This is a genomic window from Vibrio sp. Vb0349 (assembly GCF_033338975.1).
Genome location: NZ_JAWOTS010000004.1, coordinates 200,426 through 227,041 on the forward strand (window position 1 = coordinate 200,426; position 26,616 = coordinate 227,041).

The window sequence follows — 26,616 nt, forward strand, 5'->3', positions numbered from 1 at the left end:
CGTCTGCATGCCCGTTGAAATACATTACCTGATTGGTTGTTGATGATTTACAAGCTATACGGATCGCCCAGAGCTAATGCGACCCTAGAAGCAGGAGACTTTCCTAACGCACGGCAAATTTGCCAACCCGCTTCATTGATGACGCCAAGGTCAACGCCCGTTTCAATCCCAAGTTGCTCACACAGATAAAGTATATCTTCCGTTGCAACATTACCACTGGCTCCTTTCGCGTAAGGGCAGCCGCCGAGCCCCGCTACTGCGCTATCAATGGTGTTGATGCCCATTAACAAGGCTTGATAGATATTGGCTAATGCTTGCCCATAAGTGTCATGAAAATGTACTGCGAGCGCGTCTTTTGGCAGTAGCGTTAACAACGAATCCAGCATGGCGATAACGCGATTAGGCGTTGCTTTACCGACAGTATCACCGAGCGAAATCTCATAACATCCCATATCAAACAACGTATTGGCGACCTTGGTAGTTTGCTCTGGCTTGATTACTCCCTCATATGGGCACACCATGGTACAAGACAAGTACCCGCGTACAGGAATGTTGTGCTGGTTCGCCAATTCGATAACGGGTTCAAATCGAGCGAGGCTTTCGGTAATGCTGCAGTTGATGTTCTTCTGGCTGAACGTTTCTGAAGCGGAGCCAAACACCGCAATTCGCTTTACACCGCTTTCCAGCGCACGTTCTAACCCTGCGAGATTTGGTGTGAGCGCGCTATAAACCACTTCAGGCTTTTTTGAGATACCAGCAAACACCTGATCGGAATCGGCCATTTGAGGCACCCACCTTGGAGAGACGAAAGATCCAGCCTCAATATGCTTTAAGCCACTGCTGCTTAGTTGGTTAATCAAACGGATTTTATCAACCAGCGTCACTGCCGTTTCATTTTGCAGACCATCACGAGCGCCGACTTCGACGATATTAACCTTCGCTGGTAGCATATTCGCGCTCCTTATCTTCACTGACGTTATCCGATATCAAAGACAAATTCAGCAGGATGGAACCGTGCTGTACTTGGTCCCCGTGCTGATAAAACAATTCGTCGACTTTTGCTGCTACCGGAGCCGTGATGGTGTATTCCATTTTCATTGCTTCGAGTACCAAAAGCGGATCGCCCGCCGCCACTTCGTCACCTTTAGCCACCATAACTGCTGAAATTATGCCGTTGAGTGGTGCGGTTGGACTTAGTTCATCATCTACATCTTTTGCAGAGTCAAAGTTAGGTTGATGAGCGAACGTGCGCTGCTGACCAAGATAAAATAGTGTTGTCTTTTGTTCGTTGCTAAGTGCATTAAAGGTGTAACGCACATTATCAATATCGACGATAAACTGGTTGTCACTTTCAAGCAGGATGACCTGATGCAGCTCCTCACCACATCGGACAGTGAAGTGAGATCCTGTATCTTGCGATGATTGTTGCAAACGTGCCTGATGGTTGGCATTGGCATCCGTGAAGTTAAATCGGTAAACGTTGTCAACCGACAGTCTAAAACCTCGTTTGGTTGGCGCGGGTAACGTTGAGCTGTCTGATTTTGAAATGAGATCATTCCAACGAGCAACCGCCGCCAATGTAAGCCAGATTGAATCCGACACGTCTTGCTGCTCATTTATGCCTTGTTGATGTGTTACGAGGAAACCTGTATCGAGCTCAATCTCGGCAAAGGCTGGCTGCGAAATAATACTGTGCAGATAACCAATGTTTGTCGTTACTCCACGTACGTGATATTGAGTTAACGCCTGCTTAATCTGCTTTAGAGCGATATCACGAGTTTGCCCCCAGACGATCAGTTTGCTGATCATTGGATCGTAATATTCGCTGATGCTATCGCCTTGGGTAACACCACTATCAACGCGTACGCACGCTAGGCGCACACTACTGTCTGATACGGGTTCTTTTAAGTAATCAATGCGGCCAGTCGACGGCATAAAGTCATTGTCTGTATCTTCTGCGTAAATTCGCAGCTCAATTGAATGACCGTTGTGGGTGATTTCCGATTGCGAAATAGGTAAATGCTCGCCAGCTGCGACTTTGAATTGCCACTCCACCAAATCAACGCCGGTGATCAATTCAGTGACAGGGTGTTCAACTTGCAGACGGGTATTCATCTCCATGAAGTAGAACTGACCTCGGCTATCGAGTAAGAACTCCACCGTGCCAGCGCCAACATAGTCGATCGCTTGAGCGGCCTGAACCGCAGCTTCACCCATTTGTTTACGCAGTTCATCACTAAGACCGGGAGCTGGTGCTTCTTCGACTACTTTTTGGTGACGACGCTGAATGGAACAATCGCGATCAGAAAGATAGACACAGTTGCCACGCTGGTCAGCGAATACCTGAACTTCCACGTGGCGAGGCTGCAATATGCATTTTTCGATTAGAAGCTGCTTATCGCCAAAGCTTGACAGTGCTTCACGCTGCGCTCCGTCGATAGCCAGCGGCATTTCGGCTGCGCTGTTGACCACTCGCATGCCTTTGCCGCCGCCACCTTGTGTTGCTTTAAGCATCACTGGGTAACCGATTTTTTCAGCTTCCGCTAATAAGTGCTCTACGCTGTTGTCTGTGCCGTGATAGCCGGGAACCAAGGGCACGTTCGCCTCAGACATGATGGCTTTGGCTTGCGACTTCGAACCCATTGCTTCAATTGCGCTGGTGGAAGGGCCAATAAAAACAATGCCATTTTCGCTGCACGCTTTCGCCAGTTTCGGGTTCTCGGAAAGAAAACCATACCCAGGGTGGATAGCATCGGCCTGCCATTTTTTCGCAGCGCCGATAATCGCATCGATATCGAGATACGATTCACTCGCCGGAGCGGGGCCAATGCATTCAGCGAAATCCGCTTGTTTAACATGTAAGCTGCTGCGATCCGCTTCGGAATAGACGGCAACCGTCTCTATAGCCATGCTTTTTGCGGTTTTAATGATTCGGCAGGCAATTTCACCGCGGTTTGCGATCAGTATTCTTTTAAACATGATTCCTCCAATTGGCGGCGCGCTTTTCAAAAAATGCAGCTAGTCCTTCTTGTCCTTCGCTGGACACGCGAGCGGTTGCAATAGCCTGGCTGGTGTATTCAATTAATGAATGATCGATAGGTTGGTTATCACAGCGTAAACAAAGTGCTTTTGCAGCCTGCATGGCTTGTGGACCGTTGTTGAGCAGGTGATCAATGGTGCGATTGACGGCTTCACGTGGTTGAGCGTCTATCTGATGAAGAATACTCATCGATAGCGCGGTTTCGGCATCAATCGGTTCCGCGGTTAAAAAGTAGCGTCGGCTTTGTCGTTGTCCAATCGCTCGGATTACGTAAGGTCCGATGGTAGCGGGTAATAAACCGAGCTTTACTTCACTCAAACAAAAGCGGCTTTCAGGTGTACCAATAGCGATATCGCAGCAGCAGATAAGCCCAAGTGCGCCGCCAAATGCAGCGCCGTGCACCATAGCAATGGTTGGTTTGCTAAAGGTATCCAGCGTATGCAAAAGTTTTGCTAGTTGCTGTGCATCTTGCAGGTTTTCACTCTCGGTTTTGGTGGCCATTGACTGCATCCAGCCCAGATCTGCTCCCGCAGAAAAGTGTTTTCCCTGTGCAGTTAACACCAGTGCACGGAGAGAATCGTCCTTTTCGAGCTGTTCTAGTGTCTCAATTAGTGAGGCAATCAATGCGTCATTAAACGCGTTGTGTTTTTCTGGCCGATTCAGGCTCAACCAGGCAACGCCATTGCTGTCTTTTTCAAGCAGTAGTCCGGTCATGTGACTTCCTTTGTCTGACATTTCAGTCTGTATTTCAATGCTCGCTAACCATTACTTGTTAAACATCGGTATTCGCGAGGAGTTAAGGTTTGCCTTGCATCCGACTACATACGGAAGATGCCAAATTTACTGTCTGGTATGGGCGCATTAAGCGCAGCAGACAGAGCAATGCCGACAACATCACGGGTTTTCGCAGGGTCAATAATGCCGTCGTCCCACAGGCGTGCACTGGCGTAGTATGCATGGCTTTGAGTCTGATATTGCTCCGCAATTGGACGTTTGAACGCTTCTTCTTCCTCCGCGTTCCAGCTTTCACCTTTGCGAGTTTTGATATCGCGGGTCACTTGCGCCATCACGCCAGCCGCTTGCTCTCCACCCATGACGGAGATGCGCGCGTTTGGCCACATCCACATCATGGTTGGATCATAAGCGCGGCCACACATGCCGTAGTTTCCTGCGCCATACGATCCACCAATAACCACGGTAAACTTCGGCACGTCTGCACACGCAACAGCAGTTACCATTTTCGCACCATGTTTGGCGATGCCTTCGGCTTCGTACTTCTGACCGACCATAAAGCCCGTTATGTTCTGCAAGAAAAGCAGAGGAATTTTGCGTTGTGCGCACAGCTCAATAAAATGCGCGCCTTTTTGTGCTGATTCCGAAAATAGAATGCCGTTGTTAGCGACAATGCCAATCGGCATACCGTGAATATGGGCAAAGCCACAGACCAAGGTTTCACCGAATAACGCTTTAAATTCATCAAATTGTGAGTCATCAACAATTCGGGCAATGACCTCTTTAACATCAAACGGCTTTTTAAGATCGGTACCGACGATGCCGTACAGCTCTTGCGCAGGAAAGCGTGGTTCCTGTGGTGCTTTTTGCTTGAGTTGAACGGGTTTCAAGTGGTTAATTTGAGAAACGGCTTGTCTTGCCAACTCTAACGCATGGTGATCATTTTCTGCGTAATAGTCCGCCACACCAGAGGTGCGACAATGAACGTCTGCGCCACCAAGATCTTCCGCGCTGACTTCTTCACCTGTCGCTGCTTTTACAAGAGGTGGACCTGCCAAAAAAATCGTGCCTTGTTCTTTGACTATGATGGATACGTCGCACATGGCAGGAACATAAGCGCCGCCAGCGGTACATAGCCCCATGACCACCGCAATTTGTGGAATGCCTTTGGCCGACATACGGGCTTGGTTGTAGAAAATACGGCCAAAATGGTCTTTATCTGGGAATACCTCATCTTGGCGGGGTAGGTTAGCGCCGCCAGAGTCGACTAAGTAAACACACGGCAGTTGGCATTTTTCTGCAATTTCTTGTGCTCTTAAGTGCTTTTTCACGGTGAGTGGGTAGTAACTGCCGCCTTTTACCGTCACGTCGTTCGCGACGATCATGCACTCAGTGCCGTCAATCACACCCACACCTGCAACCACTCCAGCACATGGAACGTAATCTGGATACACATCCCAGCCAGCAAATTGACCAATTTCTAGAAAGGACGAACCAGGGTCGAGTAGGGCAAGAATGCGCTCACGTACCGGAAGTTTGCCTTTCTTCTGCTGATGCTCGCGGGCTTTCTCACCGCCACCATCTTCTATTTGGGCAGTCACGGTATAAAGTTGATCTACAAGTGACGCCATAGAGCGGTAGTTTTCCTGATACTGCTCTGAATGGGTATTAATATTGGTCGTCAAACAAGCCATAAATAGCCGATCTCCATTCGGTAGACGGGTGACACCACCCGCCTTTATCTATGTTGAATAAGATTTAGGTTGAATAAGGAATTTATTTAGATTCAGAACGCCTAGGTATGTTGATTAGGCGCTTTCGTTAAACAATTCGCGACCAATAAGCATGCGGCGAATTTCTGAAGTGCCCGCACCGATTTCATACAGCTTGGCATCTCGCAACAAACGGCCCGTATCAAACTCGTTGATGTAGCCGTTACCGCCAAGTAGTTGAATCGCATCCAGTGCCATCTTGGTTGCCAGCTCTGCGCTGTAGAGGATCGCGCCAGCAGAATCTTTACGTGTGGTTTCACCGCGATCACAAGCGGCAGCGACGGCGTAAACATACGCTTTAGCGGCATTCATTTGTGTGTACATATCCGCGATTTTTGCTTGAACTAGCTGGAATTCACCGATGGATTTACCGAACTGTTTACGGTCGTGAATGTAAGGCACAACGATATCCATACACGCCTGCATGATGCCAAGTGGGCCGCCTGCAAGCACCACACGTTCGTAGTCGAGGCCGCTCATCAATACTTTCACGCCTTGGTTTTCTTCGCCGAGAATATTTTCCGCAGGGACTTCGCAGTTTTGGAAGACCAGCTCACACGTATTCGAGCCGCGCATACCCAACTTGTCGAGTTTTTGTGCTTGAGTAAATCCAGGGAATCCGCGTTCCACAATAAACGCCGTGATGCCTTTGGAGTGCTGGCTTGGGTCGGTTTTTGAGTAGACAACATAGGTGTGTGCATCAGGGCCGTTGGTGATCCACATTTTGTTGCCGTTTAGCAGGAAAATATCGCCTTTACGTTCGGCTTTAAGCTGCATAGAGACCACATCAGAGCCGGCGCCGGGTTCACTCATAGCAAGGGCGCCGATATGTTCACCGGAGATGAGCTTAGGTAGGTATTTCTCTTTTTGCGCTTGTGTGCCGTTACGGTGGATTTGGTTGACGCAAAGGTTGGAGTGAGCGCCGTAACTTAACGCAACCGAAGCGGATGCTCGGCTGATTTCTTCCATAGCGATAACGTGGGCGAGATAGCCCATGCCTGCACCACCAAACTCTTCGCTGGTGGTCACACCTAAAAGACCCATGTCACCTAATTTGGACCAAAGATGGTTTGGAAAGTCGTTAGTTTGGTCGATAGATTGCGCTAGCGGCGCAATTTCTCTTGCAGCAAAACTATTGATTTGCTCGCGAAGCAAATCGGTATTTTCGTCATAAACAAAGTTCAGGGAAGAGTAGGTAGATTTCATTGCGTGTCCTTGCCTTTACGTCACCTACATCCCAGAGTTGAGGTGTTAGGTGACTTTTTCGCCTTTCATGGATCTCAGTGTGTTTTGGCATCGCAACTGCGCAGCATTTAACTCCATCATTACCGCTTGAATGTCGTTTGCTTGCTGTTGCAATGCTGCCTTCTTCTCTTCGATCAACCGAATCATATAGTTCAACTGCTCAGTACTTTGATCGGTATCGTAGAGTTCAAATAACTCTTTGATATCTGCAAGAGAAAAGCCCAATCGCTTACCTCGCAAAATCAGTTTTAGTCGAATTCGATCACGACCATTGTAGATTCGAGTGTTGCCTTTACGTTCTGGAGTTAGGAGACCTAAATCTTCGTAGAAGCGAATGCTTCGAGTAGTAATGTCGAACTCTTTCGCGAGCTCGCTGATCTTAAATGTGTTCATTCCTTAACCTTACGACTTTCGTATAACATTTACATGAATATACAATTCGTTAACGTTAAAGTAAACAAACAACATCCACTCTTGAGCCTTGATATCACTCGCATTTACTCGAAATCAAAGAATCACTCGAACAAACAATAACCTCAAACTTGACGTTAACGTAAATGTTAGTATAGTTATGACGTAAACGTCAACAAAAGGTTAATGGAATGAAAAATGAAACATGGATTGTTGCCGCTAAGCGAACGCCTATCGGCTCTTTTCAAGGTGCATTAGCTTCAACAGATGTCACGGAACTCGGTGCGAAAGCCATTCAAGGGGCGCTAGCCGAAAGCCAACTCGATGTGCACAAAATAGACGAAGTGTTGATGGGGTGCGTTTTACCCGCCGGTGTGGGGCAAGCGCCTGCAAGACAAGCAAGCCTTAAAGCTGAAATGCCACAATCGATTGGTTGTACGACACTGAACAAAGTTTGTGGATCGGGTATGAAAACCGTGATGCTGGCATATGACCTTATTCAATCTGGTAATGCGCATGCTGTCATCGCTGGTGGCATGGAAAACATGTCGTCTTCTCCTTATCTATTAAAGAAAGCGCGTGATGGTTTCCGTTTAGGTCACGAGCAAGTGCTTGATCACATGTTTTATGACGGGTTGCAGGATGCCTACCAAGGCGAGCTGATGGGTGTCTTTGCAGAACAGACGGCGCAAAAGTATCAGTTCAGCCGTGAAAGTATGGATGCCTGGGCGCAACAGTCGTTGACTCGTGCGCAGCAAGCAATCGAGCAAGGTTTGTTCAAAGAAGAGATCGTGCCTGTTAACGTAAAAAGTCGGCGCGGCGAAACCTTGGTTGTAGATGATGAGCAACCGAGCAAACTCGACGTCACTAAAATTCCTACCTTACGCCCTGCGTTTGCCAAAGATGGCGGCGTAACCGCAGCAAACTCTAGTTCCATTTCGGATGGTGCGTCGGCAATGATCTTAGTCGATAGTGAGTTTGGTCGTCAGGAAAACCTTCAGCCTCTAGCCAAAATTGTCGCGTACAGCACGCATGCAAGACAGCCTGATGAGTTCACCATCGCACCAGTCTTCGCGATTGAATCGCTGCTGGAAAAAACGGGCTGGGACAAATCAGACGTGGACCTTTGGGAAATCAATGAAGCTTTTGCTGTCGTGACTCAATACGCGGTGAAAGCTCTCGAACTGAACGAGAGCAAAGTGAACCCTCGCGGAGGGGCTTGTGCGCTGGGGCATCCAATAGGCGCAAGTGGCAATCGAATCCTTGTCACTTTGATTCATGCGCTAAAACAAACTGGTGGTAAGCGTGGCGTTGCATCGCTTTGTATTGGCGGCGGCGAAGCTACCGCTATCGCGATTGAAATCTGCTAAATCATTCTCAACAAAGTTTCACTTACATAACAGTAGTCAGTAACAAGCTGAAAAATACAAGGATGTCATCATGACAGAACAAGTAAAGCAGTATATCGGTGGTGAATTTGCCATCTCCGATTCAAAACAATGGCTAGATGTAACCAACCCGGCAACCAACGAAGTGATTGCACAAGTACCTTGTGCCACGGAATCGGAAATGAATGCGGCGATTGCCAGCGCAACAGAAACGTTCAAACGCTGGAAAGAAGTTGCAGCGCCGGAGCGTGCTAGATTGATGTTGCGCTACCAACATCTGTTAAAAGAGCAACACGATGAGTTGGCGATACTGCTTTCAAGTGAGACAGGCAAAACCCTCGCGGATGCAAAGGGTGACATTTGGCGCGGAATTGAAGTGGTAGAGCAAGCTGCAAACATTTGTAGCTCAATGATGGGCGAAACGGTTGAGAACGTCGCGACCAATATTGATGGTTACTCTTACATTCAACCGCTCGGCGTTTGTGCTGGCATTACACCGTTTAACTTCCCTGCGATGATCCCATTGTGGATGTTCCCGATGGCGATCGCTTGTGGCAACACCTTTGTTTTGAAGCCGTCAGAGCAAGTGCCACTAACGGCAATGAAACTGGCGGAGCTGTTTGAACAAGCTGGCGCACCAAAAGGCGTATTGCAAGTTGTTCACGGGACCAAAGAGCAAGTCGACCGCATTCTGACTGATCCAGTTGTTCGTGCGATCTCTTTTGTTGGCTCTGTGCCCGTTGGTGAGTACATCTACAAAACAGGTACAGACAACCTGAAACGCGTGCAGTCATTTGCAGGTGCTAAGAACCACATGGTCATCATGCCGGATGCAAACAAACAGCAAGTCATCAATAACCTAGTTGGCGCGTCAGTTGGTGCTGCAGGCCAACGCTGTATGGCGATTTCGGTTGCCGTATTTGTCGGCGAAACCAAAGAATGGATTCCAGAGCTTAAAGAGGCGTTAGCTCAGGTTCAGCCTGGCGCGTGGGATGATGAAACCGCCGGTTATGGTCCACTGATTAGCCCTCAAGCGAAGCAGCGAGTGGTGAATTTGATTAATGAAGGCAAAGCGTCAGGCGCGAATTGTGTTCTGGACGGGACAGAGTGCCAAGTACCTGGCTTCCCGAACGGTAACTGGGTGGGGCCAACACTGTTTACCAACGTGACCACAGACATGTCGATTTATCAGGAAGAAATTTTCGGGCCTGTACTGTTAACTATGGAAGTGGATGACCTAGATGAAGCGATTGAACTGATCAATGCAAACCGCTTTGGTAATGGTACGTCTATTTTCACGGCGAACGGCGCTGCCGCGAGAAAGTATCAACACAATATCGAAGTAGGTAACGTAGGCATCAACGTGCCGATTCCGGTGCCATTGCCATTTTTCTCATTTACTGGGTGGAAAGGCAGCTTCTACGGCGACCTGCATGCTTACGGTAAACAAGCGGTTCGCTTCTACACCGAGACGAAAACTGTCACCGCGCGTTGGTTTGAAGATGACATTCCAAGCGGTCCAAACATGACCATTCAACTTAGCTAATTACTGGATTAGCGACACCTCTAGCCAAGCGCCACCGTTTAAGTGGGCTTGGCTCGGATACAAATGCAACGAATTAGACCTTAGGACTTCAAGATGGATTTTGAATTAAACGAAGATCAACTCGCGTTTGCCGAAGTAGCAAAGCAGTTTGCAGACCAAATGTTAGCGCCTCATGCGGCCGAGTGGGATGAAAACCATCATTTCCCTAAAGACGTACTGCGTCAAGCAGGTGAACTTGGTTTTCTGAGCATCTATACGCCGCCAGAGCATGGTGGCTTAGGGTTATCTCGTTTGGATGCGGCGATCATTTTCGAGCAGTTGGCTATGGGTTGTACCGCGACTACTGCGTTTATGACCATTCACAACATGGCGACGTGGATGATCACCAGCTTTGCCAAAGCAGAAGTGGCGCAGCAATTTAGCGCGGATCTAATTTCGGGTGAAAAGCTCGCTTCCTACTGTTTAACCGAACCTAATGCCGGCTCTGACGCCGCTTCTCTAACGACTAGCGCAGTGCGTGATGGTGATGAGTTTGTCCTCAATGGCGCAAAAGTGTTTATCTCGGGTGCGGGTGATACAGATGTATTAGTCGTGATGGCGCGTTCCTGTGGTGAAGGAGCGAGTGGCGTTTCTGCATTCGTTGTTCCTGCTGATTGCGAAGGCATTAGCTACGGTAAAAAAGAAGCCAAAATGGGTTGGAACTGCCAGCCAACTCGCATGATTACCTTCGAAAATGTCCGCATTCCGGCTGACTATCTGTTGGGTGAAGAGGGAGAAGGCTTTAAGTTCGCCATGCTCGGTCTTGATGGCGGTCGAATCAACATCGCTACTTGTTCCGTCGGCACAGCACAACAAGCACTGAATGAAGCCAAACAATACATGACCGAGCGTAAACAATTCGGACGTTCACTGGCGCAATTCCAAGCCCTGCAGTTCAAGCTTGCTGATATGGCGACTGAGCTGGTCGCTGCGCGTCAAATGGTGCGACTCGCTGCCGCTAAACTCGATGCCCAGCACGCAGAAAAAAGTGCGTACTGTGCCATGGCAAAACGCTTTGCTACTGATGTGGGCTTTAAAGTCTGCGATCAGGCGCTGCAAATTCACGGTGGCTATGGCTACATCAAAGAATATCCAGTCGAGCGCCATTTCCGAGACGTTCGTGTTCACCAAATCCTTGAAGGTACCAACGAAATCATGCGTCTGATCGTCGCAAGACGATTACTAACGGAAGGCGTTGAGCTGCTTTAGTCAGCGAGACACAGCCTTACCTAAAGAAATTAAAAAGGACTGAAAGATTATGACGGCACAAATCAAATTAGAGCGCGAAGCGCATATTGCCAAGCTCACGATTAGTAATCCGCCAGCGAACACTTGGACGCTTGAGTCTTTGAATCAGCTAAAAGAGTTGGCGATTGAACTTAGCAATGATCGCTCTATTTATGCGTTGGTTTTAACAGGCGAAGGCGAGAAGTTCTTTTCTGCTGGAGCAGATCTTAATAACTTTGCATCGGGTGATAAATCACAAGCAGCAGACATGGCGTTCGCATTTGGTGAAGCGTTTGAAGCGCTGTCTGCATTCGATGGGGTTTCTATCGCAGCGATTAATGGCTATGCGATGGGCGGCGGTCTGGAAGTGGCGATGGCGTGTGACATTCGTATCGCAGAAGAACAAGTACAAATGGCACTACCTGAAGCATCGGTAGGTTTGTTGCCGTGTGCGGGTGGGACGCAAAACCTGACCGCGTTGGTAGGTGAAGGTTGGGCGAAGCGTATGATCCTGTGTGGCGAGCGTGTGACGGCCGAGCGAGCGGAAAAAATTGGGTTAGTCGAAGAGGTGGTGGCGAAAGGTCAAGCACTAGAAGCGGCTATGGAACTAGCGCAGCGTGTTGCAGGTCAATCACCGAAATCTGTGTCTGCGTGCAAAACGCTCATTCAAGGTCGACGCAGCCAAACTCACGCGGCTGGATTGGTTTTGGAGCGTGAACTGTTTTTACAGCTGTTCAATACACAAGATCAGACTGAGGGTGTGAATGCGTTTTTGCAAAAGCGCAAGCCACAATGGACAAACAGCTAGCGGAGGCCAAATGACAGGTACAGTAAATGTTTCAAAGCTTAAGTGCGCTGATGGCTCTGTTATTGGTGTGCTGGAGCTTGATAATCCAGCTGCTCTCAACGCGTTGAGTTACGTGATGATTGAGAAGTTGTACAAACAGCTTAGTGAATGGCAAACGGACGACAGCGTCGTCGCGGTATTCTTGCATGCTCAAGGTGAAAAAGCGTTTTGTGCTGGTGGCGATATTCAAGCGATCTACCGTGCACTTGAAAACAAAGAGCAAGATTTTGATTCTGCGTTTTCAGCGATGGAAACCTTCTTTGACCTCGAATATCGCTGTGATCATCTTATTCATACTTATCCAAAACCGATCATCGCGTGGGGACATGGTTATTTGATGGGCGGGGGAGTTGGCCTGTTTATGGGCGCAAGTCATCGCGTAGCAGAAACCACCACCCGCTTTGCAATGCCAGAGATTAAAATTGGCCTTTACCCAGATGTAGGCGCGACGTACTTCCTAAACCAGTTGCCAAAACATTTGGCTCTGTTCTTAAGTTTGACGGCTTGCCAAATTAACGCAACAGATATGAAAGCGTTGGGGTTAAGCCAATGGATTGCACAGCCAGAAAACAAGCAAGTGCTGCTGGATCTGCTTGCATCGGTAAGTTGGAAAGGTGAAGCGAACATCAACGAAAAAATCGCCACTACGCTGCGTTCGGTACACGTGGACGAGCCAACCGAAGGGATGTTGATGCCCTATGCGGAATTGATTGAGCAGTTATGTACGGGTGACTTAGCGTCAATTGTTGATGCAATCAGCCGTGCTAACGTTGATAACAAGTGGTTCGTCAATGCGCAGAAGTCACTGAACTATGGCAGTCCGTTGTCGCTCAGTATCACTTATCAGCAGTTAACGCAGTATCAAAACCTCTCTTTGAAAGCGTGTTTTGATATGGAATTTAACCTAACACTACGTTGTGGCTTAGAAGGTGATTTTAGAGAAGGGGTTCGTGCGCTGATTATTGATAAAACCAATCAACCGACTTGGCAACATCGCACGGTTTCTGACGTAACGCCACAAGTTTTGGAGCGCTTCTTCTCGCCAATTGACTCAGCAGAATACCCACTGACCGCATCGTCGGTAGCTATAGCGGCACTTTAGTACAAGGAAGAAATACGATATGGACAAAATTGCATTTATTGGCCTTGGTAACATGGGTGCGCCTATGGCTAAGAATCTACTCAAAGCGGGCTTGAATGTCGAAGTATTTGATTTGAACCCAAGCGCCGTTGAGGAGTTGACCGCGTTGGGCGCTTCCAGTGCCGATTCCGTTCAGCAGGCAGTACAAGGTGTGGAGTTGGTTGTCACTATGCTGCCAGCGAGCCAACACGTTCAAAGCGTTTATCTTGGTCAAGATGGCATCTTAGATAGCGTCGAATCAGGCACCTTGCTGATTGATTCATCCACCATCGATCCTACGACTGCTCGTTTGGTTGGCGAAAAAGCATCGCAACTTGGTATCAGTTTTGTTGATGCCCCAGTATCTGGTGGCGTTGCGGGCGCAGCAGCAGGTACGTTAACTTTCATTGTTGGCGGCTCACAAGAGAACTTTGTTCAAGCCAAAGCGGTGCTTAGCCACATGGGTAAAAACATCTTCCATGCGGGCGATGCTGGAGCTGGTCAGGTGGCGAAGATCTGCAATAACATGATGTTGGGCATTTTGATGAGCGGCACCTGTGAAGCACTCAATTTAGGGATGGAAAACGGACTCGATCCCAAAGTGCTTTCCGACATCATGTTGCAAAGTTCAGGACGTAACTGGGCGCTAGAGCTTTATAACCCTTGTCCAGGTGTGATGGAAAATACGCCTGCAAGCAATGGTTATCAAGGCGGCTTTATGAGCCAGTTAATGGCTAAAGATCTGGGTCTTGCGATGGAAGCGGCAGTTGCCAGTCAAACATCGACGCCAATGGGTAGCTTGGCTCGTAACCTGTTTAATTTTCACAACGGTCAGGGCAACGGGCATAAAGATTTCTCAAGCTTGTTTGAGTTCTACCAAAAGCAAAATCAGGCCTAAGGAGTGCGTATGGATCTAGCAAATAAGGTTATTGCGATCACGGGGGCTGGTCAGGGGCTGGGTAAACAAATGGCACTGTCACTGGCGGAAAATGGCGTTCATCTTGCGCTTATCGACCTCAATTCAGAGCAACTGGCTGAAACGAAAGCGGAATGTGAATCTCTCGGCGTTACCGCTCGCTTTTATGTGACGAACGTGACTGACGAACAGCAGGTGTGCACTGCTTTTGAGCAAATTGAGGTAGATTTCAAGCAGCTCAACGGCGTTATCAATAACGCAGGTATTATGCGTGATGGTATGTTCATTAAAGTCAAAGATGGTCAGGTTAACACGATGTCGCTGGAACAATTTCAGTCTGTTCTAGATGTGAATGTAACAGGCACTTTCCTGTGTGGCCGTGAAGCGAGCAAGGTAATGCTGAACACCGATAGCAAAGGGGTTCTGATCAACATATCCAGCGTTGCGCGTGCCGGGAATATTGGTCAAACCAACTATTCAGCATCTAAAGCGGCGGTAGCCACCATGGCAACGGTGTGGGCGAAAGAGTTAGGGCGTTTCGGAATTCGCTCAGTGGCGATTGCTCCGGGTGTCATCGAAACTGCCATGACAGACCAAATAAAACCTGAAGCGATGGAACGTTTAATCGGAATGATTCCGGTTGGACGTTTAGGTTTGGCGGATGAAATTTCATCGACCATAAAATACGTGTTAACCAACGAATTCGTGACCGGACGAGTGTTCGAAGTTGATGGCGGAATGCGAATGTAACCCCCTCTGCAACATAAAAAAGGGGAGCGAGTTTGATTGTCCGCTTCCTTCCACTTTCTCCTTTCTTTTATTGCTTCTATCTGAAAAATGTATTGGATGCATGGTCGACTGTTATCTCATCGAACGGTATAAAAATCTATTCTATTTCTAATGTGAATGGTTAGCTCTATATTGCTTGTCATGTAAATGTATCAACTCACAACTAAGACGATCTTTTGTCTCACTAACGAGACCATTATTCTTGGTGTGTAAAAAACACTCTCATTGGTTATATTGCGACCGAAAACTATTTCGGCATCTAAAGATGGTGATTTATTATTCAGCGCAAAATACATGGGAATATGAGGCTGACTGAATAACCTTCAGTTGTCTTAATAATAAATAATCAGAATTCTCAATTACACTGAAGTAACTACCCATTAGGGAAGAGCAATAATGTCACTATTTCATTCGCTTAGGGCGATGCCGCTATTATTGGGGTGTCTGTGTTTTTCTGTTCAGGCCTCCACAGAAAAGGTGGAACAGGAAGGTAAGTTTTTACAGTCGTTAGAAGGCATCGAAAATCAAATTTACGCATTACCTCAGAGTTCTTTAGCTTTGATTGAAGCGTTAGAAGAAGAGTCTTTACTACAAAACCAACCAACAGCGCTGTTGGTGCGTTACTGGCTTGCCAAGGCCACGGTTTTAGAGCTGCTAGGGCGCGTAGAAGAGAGTCAGAGTGTCGTTCAAAAAGGATTGGAGCTTGTGCGTCCACAGAGCCATGAGTATCTCCTGTTTAAGTTGATTCAGATGCGAACTATGGTTGGAAAGAGCGATATCGATACCGCGCTTTCTGCGTTGGATAGCTTGTTGGAAACATCGCGTGAGAATGGTGATAAGCAACTTGAATCAGAAATCCTGTTGCTAAAAGGACGCTATTACGATGAGCAAGGTGAGTTTAAAAAATCCTATGCTGCACTTATGTCGTCCATGGATGCGGCTGAATCTTCAGGTGTTCACGGGCTGGTCGAACGTGCAGCACTAGAGCTAGGTGACGTACTTGTCAAAATTCAGGGTTACGACCGATCTGAGGCGCTTTTGGAACAAGCATATCGCTATTTTAGGGATAGGCGTATGTCGTTCAATGAGTTGTTGAGCGTTTTGACGATAGCGAAACTTCATAAAGCACAGTTCCAATACGAAGAGGCGATAGCGTCATATCAGCGAGCGTTAAAGCTGGCTCAAATTATCGGTGATGGACGCTTTAGATTTCGAGTTAACCTTGAACTTGCAGCTTTATATCGCGAGACGAAACAAGAAAAGAAGATGGTTAACCACTTGAAGCTGGCGGAGAATTTACAGTACAGAGAAACGTCTAGCGCGTATTTGGCAACATTTAAGTTGTTACAAGCCGAATATATGTTAGAGCAGCAGCAATTTGAAATACTTTTAGCGATGATCGCGCCAATGCTGCCGGAGATTATAGAGAGTCGATACGTCAAGCAACAGCAAATGGAGCTACTAAAAGTCGCCGCTATGGCCTATGCGGGAAGCAATGACTTTAAACTAGCATTCGAAACTTACGGTAACTATCACGATAAATTTATCCAATTTAGCAATCAAAGAGAAGTTGAAAATCTTGAGCGCCAGCAGACGTTATTTGAGTTGGAACGACTTGAATATGAGAACGAAGATCTCAACTGGAACAATGTTTTGCAGCGTATGGAGCTAGAAAATAACCGTCGTACTTTTTACTTATTGGGTGAAGCGCTACTTGCGCTCATCGGTGTTCTATTTTTGATGGCGGTAGTATTTCTCGTCGTCAATCGCTCGCGTTTGAGAATGCGTCGCCTCGCAAAGACAGACACATTGACAGGGTTGTTCAATCGCCGTTTTTTAGAGGACTGGTTCACTAAGCCAGTAGAAGTGAGGCGTGAGCGAAAAGAGAAACCGGTACCTCAATCTAAGCAAGAAAAGATACAACACTTTGTTTTTGAGCAAGTCGAGCAAGTTAAGTACGGTTATCTAGCTTTAAATAAATGGGTAGATAGCAAACTCGATAAACAGAAAATGGTGCCAAATAAACCACAATCGGGGCCAGTAACTTTAGCGTTAATCGATGTGGATTATTTCAAGCAGGTAAATGATACCTATGGGCATGTGTTTGGAGATACCGTACTAACGGGCGTTGCCAAAGTGTTGGAGGAAACTGTACGTGAAAACGACATTGTTGCTCGCTTTGGTGGTGAAGAGTTTGTTGTTGTTATGCCCAATACAGACCATGAAAACGCCCTTATTACTGCCGAACGTTTACGTAGCGCTTTATCCCTACATGGCTTTGTTACGGAACAGAAAGAAGAAGTGAGAGTGACCTGTAGTTTTGGAGTCGTTACCACTGAAGATAATGAGATGAGCTTTAAATCACTTTGCGATCAGGCCGATAAATTGCTTTATCAAGCGAAAGCGAACGGACGCAACTGCGTGAAAGGTCGCTCGCTAGCGTAACAGAAATCAAGAGTTCAGGCTCATCGCACGATGAATCTGAACTTATCCCTCCCATTTACTTTGATAGCCAAGTGACTTTGAGATCCTTGCTTCGAATATAAAACGCTGAATCTAACATCTTAAAGTCACTTGACGATATTACTTAAAAATGGCTTAAGGATATCGAATCGCATATTCATGGCGTTCAATATAACCTCTCTTTTTGCCTCCTTCACCTTCAAAGTGCGAATGCCACTTGTGTCTACAAAACTATAACAAACTAGTGTGTCTATTCTTTGTACAAATAAACCGTGTACAGGTGAAATGATTAGTGGTCGATATAAATTTTTTGTGGCACAGATTTTTGTTGTTCAAAAATCAACTCGTTCATCATCGTTTTAAAAATAGAGTAAGAGTTAAATATTTGATTTTGTTTGTCTTATTTGTTTTTTCTTAAACTAAAATCTAGTTATCCCGACAAGTTCTTGCTGAGCAATTTTTCGTACACCCTCAACTTTTCCTCCTTTTTTACTAACATTTTTCTTTAAAAATAATTTGAGTTCGAATTAATTTTCAGGCATTTTATATTTAACTAACCGTTCAATTAAAAATAACAGGGACGCAAAATGCCAAAGGTGGGGATGCCTGAAATCAGAAAACCGCAGCTTGTGAAAGCGACAATGTCAGTGATTGATAGAGTCGGTTTACACGCGGCGAGTATTTCGTTAATCAGCAAAGAAGCCGGTGTATCAACGGGGATTATCAACCACTATTTCGGTGGTAAGCACGGATTGCTGGAGGAAACGATGCGAGAAATATTGCGTCAGCTTTCGTCCACTATCACACAGAAGTTACGTGAGCTGCCAAGTGATGCTCATCACCAAAGAATTAACGCCATCATTGACGGTAACTTTGTCGGCTATCAGGCAGAAAACCAAGTTGCTAAGACTTGGCTGGCGTTTTGGTCGTACTCAATGCATGACGAGCAGCTCAAGCGTTTACAGCGTGTCAACGAACGACGTCTATTGTCCCACCTAAGAAAAGAACTCAAAGCATTATTAAATGCAGAGCAGGCTGAATTGGTTGCTCATGGTATTGCATCACTTATTGATGGAATTTGGCTGCGCGGAACGCTCAATCCGCAAGGCATTGATGCAGAAAGAGCGAGAATCATCATCAACGATTATCTCGAAAAACAACTTACGTTTTATTCTGAAAAAATATAAAAGTTACAGGTCTTCAAAATGGAAATGAAAGCACACTATATCAATGGTGCGATGTACGACGGGTGTTCAGATGAACACTTCACCACTTACAATCCGGCGAATGGTGAGCCATTGGCCAACATTAAACAAGCGAACCAAGACGATCTTCAAGCAGCGATTGAATCGGCAAAAAAAGGTTTTGCTGCATGGTCGGCGATGACTGCGATTGAGCGCAGCCGTATTTTACACAAAGCCGTTGCCATTTTACGTGAGCGTAATGACGAGTTGGCTGCATTGGAAGTGGCAGATACTGGTAAGCCAATTCAAGAAGCTATCGCGGTTGATGTCACAACAGGTGCCGATGTTCTTGAGTACTATGCGGGTCTTGCTCCAAGTCTACAAGGTGAACAGCAGCCACTCAGCGACGATCAGTTTTTCTATACACGTCGTGAGCCATTGGGCATTTGCGCGGGTATTGGCGCTTGGAATTATCCAATTCAAATTGCGATGTGGAAATCGGCGCCAGCACTGGCTGCGGGCAACGCAATGATCTTCAAGCCATCAGAAGAAACACCATTAACGGCGCTTAAGCTCGCCGAAATTTATTCAGAAGCGGGCATGCCAGATGGCGTATTTAATGTCGTGCAAGGGGATTACCGAGTAGGACAGATGCTAACGGCGCATCCTGATATCGCAAAAGTGTCATTCACGGGTGAGTCAGGCACCGGTAAAGTCGTCATGAGTGACAGCGCTAAGACACTAAAACAAGTAACGATGGAGCTTGGTGGTAAGTCTCCACTGATTATTTTTGATGATGCGAAGTTAAACGATGCCGTTTCTGCGGCCATGGTGGCGAACTTCTACACCCAAGGTGAGGTTTGTACGCACGGTACACGTGTATTTGTCCATGAAGGTATTTATGACGACTTTATCGCACAGCTTAAAGCCCGAACCGAGCTGTTAGTCGTCGGCGATCCGCTTGATGAGAACACGCAAATTGGCGCGCTAATCTCTAAAGATCATGAATCGAAAGTTCTAGGAGCGATTGAAGCCGCGAAAGCGAGTGGCGCGACGTTACTGACTGGCGGCTACAAAGTAACAGACAATGGCCTAGCTAATGGTAACTTTGTTGCTCCAACCGTATTTGTTGATTGCGATGATGACATGAGTCACGTTCAACAAGAAATCTTTGGCCCGGTAATGTCAGTTCTGAAATTCCGCGATGAGTCGGAAGTGATTGCGCGTGCAAATGGCACAGATTATGGCTTAGCGGCAGGTGTATTCACTCAAAACCTATCTTGTGCGCATCGTGTGATCCATCAAATTCAAGCGGGTATTTGTTGGGTGAACACATGGGGTGACTCACCTGCGGAAATGCCAGTTGGCGGCTACAAGCAATCAGGTGTTGGCCGTGAAAACGGAGTCGAAACCCTTAAACATTACACACAAACGAAGAGTGTTCTGGTTCAGCTAAGCGACTTCGAAAGCCCTTACAAATGATACTACTCATAGTAGATAACTGACCACTTTAGCTTGTTAAAATGCTCGATAACTACGTTGTCAATTTTGATTGTAGGTTAACTACTTATCAAAATTTCCGCCTTGTTCTCAAGCATTTTTCCTACGCTAATTTCGTTCACTTATCTACGGTGATTAGTATTAACTCCTAGGAGAATAAAAATGCAACAACACTACGATTACATCATCGTCGGTGCGGGTTCGGCCGGCTGTGTGTTAGCGGATCGCTTAAGTGAAAGTGGTCAAAATTCGGTTCTATTACTCGAAGCGGGTGGGTCGGATAAAAGTATTTTTATCCAAATGCCAACAGCGCTTTCTTACCCGATGAACACTGAAAAATACGCGTGGCAGTTTGAGACGGTTGAAGAGCAAGGGTTGGATGGTCGCCAACTTCATTGTCCTCGCGGAAAAGTTCTGGGCGGTAGCTCATCTATCAACGGCATGGTTTACGTTCGCGGACACGCTTGTGACTTTGACCAGTGGGAAGAGGAAGGAGCGAAAGGCTGGAATTATCAGTCGTGTTTGCCTTATTTCCGTAAAGCAGAGTCTTGGATTGGTGGTGCTGATGAATATCGGGGCGATCACGGGCCAGTCGGCACATGTAACGGCAACGATATGAAGCTCAATCCACTGTACCAAGCTTTTATTGATGCAGGCAAAGAAGCGGGCTACCCAGAAACAAAAGATTACAACGGTTATCAACAAGAGGGCTTTGGCCCAATGCATATGACCGTCGACAAAGGCGTACGCGCTTCAACCTCTAACGCATACTTAAGCCGTGCTAAAAAACGCAAAAACTTCACCCTAATGAAGAGGGTGACGGTTCATCGAGTTTTATTAGAAGAAACTGGTGCAGAAGGTAAGAAAGCGGTAGGCGTTGAATTTGAAAAGTCAGGTTCAATTCAGCAATGTTTTGCGAATAATGAAGTGATTTCGAGTGCGGGTTCGGTTGGCTCCGTTCAGCTGTTGCAGCTTTCAGGCATTGGCCCTAAGGCAGTATTAGAAAAAGCGGGCATTGAGGTGAAACACTCGTTGGAAGGGGTAGGTAAAAACCTGCAAGATCACTTAGAAGTGTACTTCCAATATCACTGTAAGCAACCTATCACGCTCAACAGCAAATTAGGCTTGGTGAGCAAGGGCTTGATTGGCACTGAGTGGATATTAACTCGCAAAGGCCTAGGGGCTACTAACCACTTTGAATCGTGTGCGTTTATCCGCTCTCGTGAAGGACTAAAGTGGCCAAATATTCAATATCACTTCTTGCCAGCGGCAATGCGCTATGACGGGCAAGCTGCTTTTGATGGTCATGGTTTCCAAGTGCACGTTGGACCTAACAAGCCAGAAAGTCGCGGGTCGGTCGAAGTTGTCTCTGCGAATCCGAATGATAAGCCGAAGATTGAGTTTAACTACATTTCCACTGAACAAGATAAGCAGGATTGGCGTGATTGTATTCGCCTTACTCGCGAGATCCTCAATCAGCCAGCCATGGATGAGTTTCGTGGGGACGAGATCCAACCCGGTCTGAGCATCACAACGGATGAACAGATTGATGAATGGGTGAAGCAAAACGTCGAGAGTGCTTACCATCCATCTTGTACCTGCAAAATGGGCGCAGATAATGACCCATTAGCCGTCTTAAATGAGCGATGCCAAGTACGCGGTATTCAAGGCTTGCGTGTGGTGGACTCTTCTATTTTCCCAACCATTCCGAACGGTAATTTAAATGCGCCAACGATTATGGTGGCAGAACGCGCCGCGGATATGATTTTGGATAACGCCCTAGAAACGTCGAACAACGTACCAGTTTGGATTGCACCGGACTGGCAAGAGATGCAACGAATGCATCCGCCAAAAAGAGATCTCGATTCGATCTCATAAAATGAAAAAGTCAGTAATCATTACAAGGAATTCAACATGTCTAAGATGACAAAAATCTTCTCAACAATTGCACTAAGTACTTTAGCAACAGGCGCTTACGCCAACCAATGTGAAACGGTTCGTTTCGCAGATGTAGGTTGGACTGACATCACAGCGACCACTGCCGTTACATCAGAGTTACTTAAAGGGTTGGGGTACAAAACGAAGACCGATCTTCTGTCTGTGCCTGTAACTTACTCCTCTATGGCTAATGGCGATATCGACATTTTCCTAGGTAACTGGATGCCAACGATGGAAGGTGATATCGCGAAATACCGTGATGCAGGTACTGTTGAAACCGTACGCGCGAACCTCGTTGGCGCAAAGTACACGCTAGCGGTTCCAAAATACGTTTATGACGCAGGCGTAACCAACTTCGCTGACCTAGTAAAACATGCCGACAAATTTAAAGACCGCATTTACGGCATTGAACCAGGAAACGATGGCAACCGCTTAATTCAGTCAATGATTGATAGTAACGCATTCGGCCTAAAAGATTTCAGCCTAGTTGAATCCAGTGAAGCTGGCATGGTGTCTCAAGTATCACGTGCCGCACGCCGCAATCAATGGATTGTGTACCTAGGTTGGGCGCCGCACCCAATGAATAGTAACGTTGAAATGGAATATCTAGCGGGTGGCGATGACTTCTTCGGTCCTAACTACGGCGGCGCGAACGTCTACACAAACGTACGTAAAAATTACCTCGCTGAGTGTCCAAATGTAGGTCAGCTAGTGAAAAATCTAGAGTTTAACCTAGAAATGGAAAATGAACTGATGGAAGCGATTCTTAACCAGAAACAGAAGCCATCAAAAGCAGCGCAAGCATGGTTGAATGCAAACCAAGAGCAAATTGAAGCGTGGCTAGAGGGCGTGAAAACGGTAGATGGCCAAGATGCGCTAACAGCTATTACAAACTACTTAAAAACAAACGCTTAATAAGCAGTATTTGAGCTCGTTTTTTTAAAAGAAAGTGGGCAGAGTTTTGCCCGCTTCATTAACACAAAGGTTTTATTTTGAATTTTATTACGGACAACAAACTACCGTTGGGCCAATGGATGGAAACTGGCGTCGATTGGTTAACCATCAATGCATCGGGTTTTTTCGATGCAATCTCTATTACACTTGAAACGATCATTCTTTTCGTGGTGGACATTTTTAAATGGATGCCACCTGCAGCGCCAATCATTATGACGGCGGCAATTGCTTGGTTCTTACATCGCAGCATTCCTCTTGTCGTATTTATCGTGTTGGCCTTACTCGCAATTCTCAACCTTGGTTACTGGCAAGAAATGCTGGAAACCTTTGTCCTTGTGTTTGCAGCGACAACGATTTCCGTATTAATTGGCGTGCCGTTGGGCATTATGGCGGCGCACCGTCCTTGGTTATACACCTTGTTGCGGCCAATACTCGATTTGATGCAGACCGTACCGACATTCGTTTACCTAATTCCAACCTTGGTTCTGTTTGGCTTAGGTATTGTCCCTGGTCTAATCTCGACCATCATTTTCGCTATCGCTGCGCCAATTCGATTGACGTACCTCGGCATTATTAAAGTGCCGGAGGAGCTACTTGAAGCGGGTAAAGCATTTGGTGCCAGCCGCATGAAGCTACTGTTTAAGGTGGAGTTACCTGCGGCATTGCCAAGTATTATGGCTGGCGTTACGCAGTGCATTATGTTGTCTCTTTCTATGGTGGTCATTGCGGCGCTTGTTGGTGCTGATGGGCTTGGTAAGCCAGTCGTACGTGCACTGAATACGGTAAACATTTCACAAGGTTTTGAAGCTGGTTTAGCGATTGTACTCGTTGCCATCATTCTTGATCGCTTGTGTAAAGCACCAAACCAGAAGGAGGCATAATCATGGACGCTATTACTATTAAAAATCTTGATGTCGTTTTTGGTCAGCAACAAGCACAGGCGCTAGCACTACTAGATCAAGGGAAGTCTCGACAAGAAATCATTGATGAAACTGGCCAAGTGGTTGGGGTTGATAATGTTTCGCTGAACGTGAAACAGGGTGAGATCTGTGTCTTGATGGGGCTTTCAGGCTCGGGTAAATCAAGTTTGCTGCGAACGGTTAACGGATTGAACGATATTTCTCGTGGCTCTCTGAAAATTAAAGATGGCGACGATATGGTTGAGCTCTCTAACTGTGACGAACAGAAACTGCGCCACCTTCGTACGCACCGCGTGTCCATGGTGTTTCAGAAGTTTGCATTGATGCCTTGGTTAACGGTGTTAGACAATGTAGCGTTTGGTCTAGAGATGCAAGGCATTGGTAAAGCAGAGCGTCGTAAAAAGGCGCGTGAACAGCTCGAAATGGTCGGTTTATCTGAGTGGGAAACCAAATTCCCGCACGAGCTTTCTGGTGGTATGCAGCAGCGTGTTGGCCTAGCGCGAGCGTTTGCGATGGACACAGATATCTTGTTAATGGATGAACCGTTTTCAGCACTTGATCCATTGATTCGTGCTCAGCTTCAAGATGAATTGATTCTGCTTCAAGAAAAGCTAAACAAAACCATTCTTTTTGTAAGTCACGACTTGGATGAGGCGCTTAAAATCGGCAACAACATCGCCATTATGGAATCAGGAAAGCTGATTCAACATGGCAAGCCAGAACAGATCATTCTTGCTCCAGAAAACGATTATGTGGCGGACTTTGTTGCTCACACTAATCCATTAAATGTGCTGAAGGGACGTTCCTTAATGCGTGACGATTTGGTTCGCGAAGATACGCGTGTTCTGATTTGCCCTGATAAAGATATTTGGGTGATACAAGAGAGCAAGGGGTTAAGTTTAGCGGATAAAGGTAAATCGTTGATTCAATGGAAGAGCAATTCTTCGAACCTTGACGAAGTTAATGAAAACTCTCTGGTTCAGGTTAGCCCAGAAATCAGTATGCGAGAAGCGATTGAACTTAAACAGCGTAGCAATCAGCCTCTGCTTATGGTTGAAGATAATAAGCTGGTTGGTGTGTTAAGCGACAATGAGCTTTACGATGCATTGCTTGGTAATTTTAAGTCAGAGCAAGTTGCGTAAAGTTGACGCAGAACCAAGTAAAAAAGAGCCGCACATTAATGCGGCTCTTTTTAGTTTAAACAATGAGTTAAGTCGCTAAGCTAAGACAATGGTCGACTATAGAGTCGTAATTACATCATCCATTGCAAGGCGCGCTTTTGGAAGACCATGATTATAATCTTCCCCATCTTTATGGTAGCCAATCGCCAGTGCAACTTCACAAATATGGCCCTCGAGCTCTTCTTTAAACTCTTCTCCAATCAGAGCCGGATCGACACCTTCCATCGGTGTTGAATCAATGCCTAGTCGTGCCAATGTGTGTAGTAGGTTGCCTAGTGCCAAATAGACTTGTGCTTTTGTCCAGTTTCCGTTGAAGCCATTTTCGTCCGTATTTGCATCGGCAAAAGCGTAAGCACCCATAAAGTTGTTGTACATCTCCGCTGGCAAGTGGCCAGATGTTACTTCTGCATCCACACGTTTCGCAAATTTCTCTTTAGTAAATTTAGGATCGTAAGCAAACAGAATCGTATGTGATGCGGCTTTCGCGTGTGGTTGGTTAAACTGGTGCATATTTGCAAACGTATTGTGGAAACGTTGCTTCGCTTCATCACTTTCAATAACGATGAATTTCCATGGTTGTGAGTTGATAGAAGACGCCGACAAACGCAGTGCTTCTTTGATTATCGCCATGTCTTCTTGAGAAACGCGCTTGGTTTCATCATATTTTTTTGCAGTGTAACGGTTATTTAGATCGGTAATGATTTGATGGGACACGTTTATATCCTCTTTATGTGATGACAGATGAGGATGCACTAGCATCGACAACCATGCGTACCTCGAATATGGGTTCATGATAATGGATATTTTTTCATTGATAAGAGGGTGTTTATTTAAATCACTTTTTACTTTTTGTTGAAAATCGATGTGAGTTGATCGATTTGAAACTTAAAAGTCCTTATTTGGAAGCTTTTATTTGATATTAAATTAAACTCATATTGAGGCGTAGGGGAAAGCAACATGAACGTGATTGAAGTTTTTAATGATAGCTATGAACGTTGTACTTCAGATCAGGAGTTTTTCGACTTGTTCTACAAAAATTTATGGTCGAAAAGCGCCAACTTTAGACAGAAGTTTGACGGTATAGACATGCACCAACAAGTGAGAATGCTTAGAGGGTCTATCGTGTTTTTTATGATGGCAGATACCTCGACCGAAGCGCACAAAATGGTGGAAAAGTATGGGAAAAAGCATGCAAGTGCCGAAATTGGTATAGAGCCGCAGGATTTTGATGTTTGGCTTGAGAGTTTGTTAGAAACGGTTCGACAGTGTGATTCCGGGTACGATGCCGATGTTGAAACCGCTTGGCGAACATGCTTTAAAACGGGCTTAGAAGTAATGAAACAAGAATGTGATAAAGAAGATGGGCACTTCCTTAAAGCGAGTACCAAATAAGGAAGTAACGTG

Annotated in this window: 22 protein-coding genes; 15 read left to right on the plus strand and 7 right to left on the minus strand. The window is 46.4% G+C overall.

What is annotated here, in order from left to right:
* Positions 1 to 47: 47 nt before the first annotated feature.
* From R7Q47_RS07305 to R7Q47_RS07330, 6 genes are all read right to left on the minus strand, one after another.
* Positions 48 to 950 (minus strand): hydroxymethylglutaryl-CoA lyase, encoded by a 903-nt coding sequence (locus tag R7Q47_RS07305; RefSeq protein ID WP_318088823.1) that lies wholly within the window; start codon positions 948 to 950, stop codon positions 48 to 50.
* Complete coding sequence (locus R7Q47_RS07310; protein WP_206954239.1) at positions 931 to 2,979, minus strand: acetyl/propionyl/methylcrotonyl-CoA carboxylase subunit alpha; 2,049 nt, start codon at positions 2,977 to 2,979, stop codon at positions 931 to 933. Before R7Q47_RS07310 ends, R7Q47_RS07305 begins: the two co-directional genes overlap by 20 nt.
* The gene (locus R7Q47_RS07315; RefSeq protein ID WP_206954241.1) at positions 2,972 to 3,754 is read right to left on the minus strand and encodes an enoyl-CoA hydratase/isomerase family protein; all 783 of its coding nucleotides are present in this window, start codon (positions 3,752 to 3,754) and stop codon (positions 2,972 to 2,974) included. Before R7Q47_RS07315 ends, R7Q47_RS07310 begins: the two co-directional genes overlap by 8 nt.
* Positions 3,755 to 3,858: 104 nt before the next feature.
* Positions 3,859 to 5,466: a carboxyl transferase domain-containing protein gene (locus R7Q47_RS07320; RefSeq protein ID WP_213869864.1), complete on the minus strand. Its 1,608-nt coding sequence runs from the start codon at positions 5,464 to 5,466 to the stop codon at positions 3,859 to 3,861.
* A 114-nt stretch (positions 5,467 to 5,580) separates the two neighbouring features.
* The gene (locus tag R7Q47_RS07325) at positions 5,581 to 6,750 is read right to left on the minus strand and encodes an isovaleryl-CoA dehydrogenase (RefSeq protein ID WP_248486417.1); all 1,170 of its coding nucleotides are present in this window, start codon (positions 6,748 to 6,750) and stop codon (positions 5,581 to 5,583) included.
* A gap of 45 nt (positions 6,751 to 6,795) precedes the next feature.
* The gene (locus tag R7Q47_RS07330) at positions 6,796 to 7,182 is read right to left on the minus strand and encodes a MerR family transcriptional regulator (protein WP_005373242.1); all 387 of its coding nucleotides are present in this window, start codon (positions 7,180 to 7,182) and stop codon (positions 6,796 to 6,798) included.
* Positions 7,183 to 7,391: 209 nt separating this feature from the next.
* Here R7Q47_RS07330 and R7Q47_RS07335 point away from each other — a divergent pair, with 209 nt between their 5' ends.
* The 14 genes from R7Q47_RS07335 to choV all read left to right on the plus strand — a co-directional run bounded on the left by R7Q47_RS07335 (position 7,392) and on the right by choV (position 25,173).
* Positions 7,392 to 8,570 (plus strand): thiolase family protein, encoded by a 1,179-nt coding sequence (locus R7Q47_RS07335; RefSeq protein ID WP_213874273.1) that lies wholly within the window; start codon positions 7,392 to 7,394, stop codon positions 8,568 to 8,570.
* 70 nt (positions 8,571 to 8,640) lie between these two features.
* Positions 8,641 to 10,134, plus strand: a complete 1,494-nt coding sequence (locus tag R7Q47_RS07340; protein WP_248486415.1) for a CoA-acylating methylmalonate-semialdehyde dehydrogenase — start codon at positions 8,641 to 8,643, stop codon at positions 10,132 to 10,134.
* Between the two features lie 93 nt (positions 10,135 to 10,227).
* On the plus strand, positions 10,228 to 11,382 hold the full coding sequence (locus R7Q47_RS07345) for an acyl-CoA dehydrogenase family protein (RefSeq protein ID WP_017820335.1): 1,155 nt from the start codon (positions 10,228 to 10,230) through the stop codon (positions 11,380 to 11,382).
* Between the two features lie 49 nt (positions 11,383 to 11,431).
* Positions 11,432 to 12,208, plus strand: a complete 777-nt coding sequence (locus R7Q47_RS07350) for an enoyl-CoA hydratase (RefSeq protein ID WP_005382662.1) — start codon at positions 11,432 to 11,434, stop codon at positions 12,206 to 12,208.
* A gap of 10 nt (positions 12,209 to 12,218) precedes the next feature.
* On the plus strand, positions 12,219 to 13,349 hold the full coding sequence (locus R7Q47_RS07355; protein WP_213962647.1) for an enoyl-CoA hydratase/isomerase family protein: 1,131 nt from the start codon (positions 12,219 to 12,221) through the stop codon (positions 13,347 to 13,349).
* A 19-nt stretch (positions 13,350 to 13,368) separates the two neighbouring features.
* Positions 13,369 to 14,265 carry a 3-hydroxyisobutyrate dehydrogenase gene (gene mmsB, locus R7Q47_RS07360; RefSeq protein WP_151515662.1) on the plus strand — a complete coding sequence of 299 codons (897 nt, stop codon included), beginning with the start codon at positions 13,369 to 13,371 and terminating at the stop codon, positions 14,263 to 14,265.
* A 9-nt stretch (positions 14,266 to 14,274) separates the two neighbouring features.
* Positions 14,275 to 15,033 carry an SDR family oxidoreductase gene (locus R7Q47_RS07365; RefSeq protein ID WP_248486413.1) on the plus strand — a complete coding sequence of 253 codons (759 nt, stop codon included), beginning with the start codon at positions 14,275 to 14,277 and terminating at the stop codon, positions 15,031 to 15,033.
* Positions 15,034 to 15,468: 435 nt separating this feature from the next.
* Positions 15,469 to 17,517, plus strand: a complete 2,049-nt coding sequence (locus R7Q47_RS07370; protein WP_213962646.1) for a tetratricopeptide repeat-containing diguanylate cyclase — start codon at positions 15,469 to 15,471, stop codon at positions 17,515 to 17,517.
* A gap of 605 nt (positions 17,518 to 18,122) precedes the next feature.
* Positions 18,123 to 18,722 carry a transcriptional regulator BetI gene (gene betI / locus R7Q47_RS07375; protein WP_017820329.1) on the plus strand — a complete coding sequence of 200 codons (600 nt, stop codon included), beginning with the start codon at positions 18,123 to 18,125 and terminating at the stop codon, positions 18,720 to 18,722.
* Positions 18,723 to 18,740: 18 nt separating this feature from the next.
* Positions 18,741 to 20,201: a betaine-aldehyde dehydrogenase gene (gene betB / locus R7Q47_RS07380; protein WP_213876996.1), complete on the plus strand. Its 1,461-nt coding sequence runs from the start codon at positions 18,741 to 18,743 to the stop codon at positions 20,199 to 20,201.
* 180 nt (positions 20,202 to 20,381) lie between these two features.
* Positions 20,382 to 22,097: a choline dehydrogenase gene (gene betA / locus R7Q47_RS07385; protein WP_138940144.1), complete on the plus strand. Its 1,716-nt coding sequence runs from the start codon at positions 20,382 to 20,384 to the stop codon at positions 22,095 to 22,097.
* Between the two features lie 36 nt (positions 22,098 to 22,133).
* Positions 22,134 to 23,072, plus strand: a complete 939-nt coding sequence (locus tag R7Q47_RS07390; RefSeq protein WP_005382646.1) for a choline ABC transporter substrate-binding protein — start codon at positions 22,134 to 22,136, stop codon at positions 23,070 to 23,072.
* A 77-nt stretch (positions 23,073 to 23,149) separates the two neighbouring features.
* Entirely contained in the window at positions 23,150 to 23,992 is an 843-nt protein-coding gene (choW, locus tag R7Q47_RS07395; RefSeq protein WP_005392552.1) for a choline ABC transporter permease subunit, read from the plus strand.
* A 2-nt stretch (positions 23,993 to 23,994) separates the two neighbouring features.
* Positions 23,995 to 25,173 (plus strand): choline ABC transporter ATP-binding protein, encoded by a 1,179-nt coding sequence (choV, locus tag R7Q47_RS07400; protein ID WP_064354706.1) that lies wholly within the window; start codon positions 23,995 to 23,997, stop codon positions 25,171 to 25,173.
* Positions 25,174 to 25,269: 96 nt separating this feature from the next.
* Here choV and R7Q47_RS07405 read toward each other — a convergent pair whose 3' ends face one another.
* On the minus strand, positions 25,270 to 25,926 hold the full coding sequence (locus R7Q47_RS07405) for an NAD(P)H-dependent oxidoreductase (protein WP_042523604.1): 657 nt from the start codon (positions 25,924 to 25,926) through the stop codon (positions 25,270 to 25,272).
* 243 nt (positions 25,927 to 26,169) lie between these two features.
* On the opposite strand from R7Q47_RS07405, the gene R7Q47_RS07410 reads away from it, so the two are divergent.
* A complete protein-coding gene (locus R7Q47_RS07410; RefSeq protein WP_206954252.1) occupies positions 26,170 to 26,604 on the plus strand; it encodes a globin in 435 nt (144 codons plus the stop codon).
* Positions 26,605 to 26,616: the final 12 nt, after the last annotated feature.

Excerpts from the sequence above, each read along its gene's own strand:
- R7Q47_RS07310 (WP_206954239.1), bottom strand. The coding sequence starts at position 2,979 with ATGTTTAAAAGAATACTGATCGCAAACCGCGGTGAAATTGCCTGCCGA.
- R7Q47_RS07325 (WP_248486417.1), bottom strand. The coding sequence starts at position 6,750 with ATGAAATCTACCTACTCTTCCCTGAACTTTGTTTATGACGAAAATACC.
- R7Q47_RS07340 (WP_248486415.1), top strand. The coding sequence starts at position 8,641 with ATGACAGAACAAGTAAAGCAGTATATCGGTGGTGAATTTGCCATCTCC.
- mmsB (WP_151515662.1), top strand. The coding sequence starts at position 13,369 with ATGGACAAAATTGCATTTATTGGCCTTGGTAACATGGGTGCGCCTATG.
- choV (WP_064354706.1), top strand. The coding sequence starts at position 23,995 with ATGGACGCTATTACTATTAAAAATCTTGATGTCGTTTTTGGTCAGCAA.
- betB (WP_213876996.1), top strand. The coding sequence starts at position 18,741 with ATGGAAATGAAAGCACACTATATCAATGGTGCGATGTACGACGGGTGT.
- R7Q47_RS07330 (WP_005373242.1), bottom strand. The coding sequence starts at position 7,182 with ATGAACACATTTAAGATCAGCGAGCTCGCGAAAGAGTTCGACATTACT.
- R7Q47_RS07390 (WP_005382646.1), top strand. The coding sequence starts at position 22,134 with ATGTCTAAGATGACAAAAATCTTCTCAACAATTGCACTAAGTACTTTA.
- R7Q47_RS07335 (WP_213874273.1), top strand. The coding sequence starts at position 7,392 with ATGAAAAATGAAACATGGATTGTTGCCGCTAAGCGAACGCCTATCGGC.
- R7Q47_RS07345 (WP_017820335.1), top strand. The coding sequence starts at position 10,228 with ATGGATTTTGAATTAAACGAAGATCAACTCGCGTTTGCCGAAGTAGCA.
- R7Q47_RS07350 (WP_005382662.1), top strand. The coding sequence starts at position 11,432 with ATGACGGCACAAATCAAATTAGAGCGCGAAGCGCATATTGCCAAGCTC.
- R7Q47_RS07410 (WP_206954252.1), top strand. The coding sequence starts at position 26,170 with ATGAACGTGATTGAAGTTTTTAATGATAGCTATGAACGTTGTACTTCA.
- R7Q47_RS07315 (WP_206954241.1), bottom strand. The coding sequence starts at position 3,754 with ATGACCGGACTACTGCTTGAAAAAGACAGCAATGGCGTTGCCTGGTTG.
- R7Q47_RS07320 (WP_213869864.1), bottom strand. The coding sequence starts at position 5,466 with ATGGCTTGTTTGACGACCAATATTAATACCCATTCAGAGCAGTATCAG.
- betI (WP_017820329.1), top strand. The coding sequence starts at position 18,123 with ATGCCAAAGGTGGGGATGCCTGAAATCAGAAAACCGCAGCTTGTGAAA.
- R7Q47_RS07355 (WP_213962647.1), top strand. The coding sequence starts at position 12,219 with ATGACAGGTACAGTAAATGTTTCAAAGCTTAAGTGCGCTGATGGCTCT.
- R7Q47_RS07370 (WP_213962646.1), top strand. The coding sequence starts at position 15,469 with ATGTCACTATTTCATTCGCTTAGGGCGATGCCGCTATTATTGGGGTGT.
- betA (WP_138940144.1), top strand. The coding sequence starts at position 20,382 with ATGCAACAACACTACGATTACATCATCGTCGGTGCGGGTTCGGCCGGC.
- R7Q47_RS07365 (WP_248486413.1), top strand. The coding sequence starts at position 14,275 with ATGGATCTAGCAAATAAGGTTATTGCGATCACGGGGGCTGGTCAGGGG.
- R7Q47_RS07305 (WP_318088823.1), bottom strand. The coding sequence starts at position 950 with ATGCTACCAGCGAAGGTTAATATCGTCGAAGTCGGCGCTCGTGATGGT.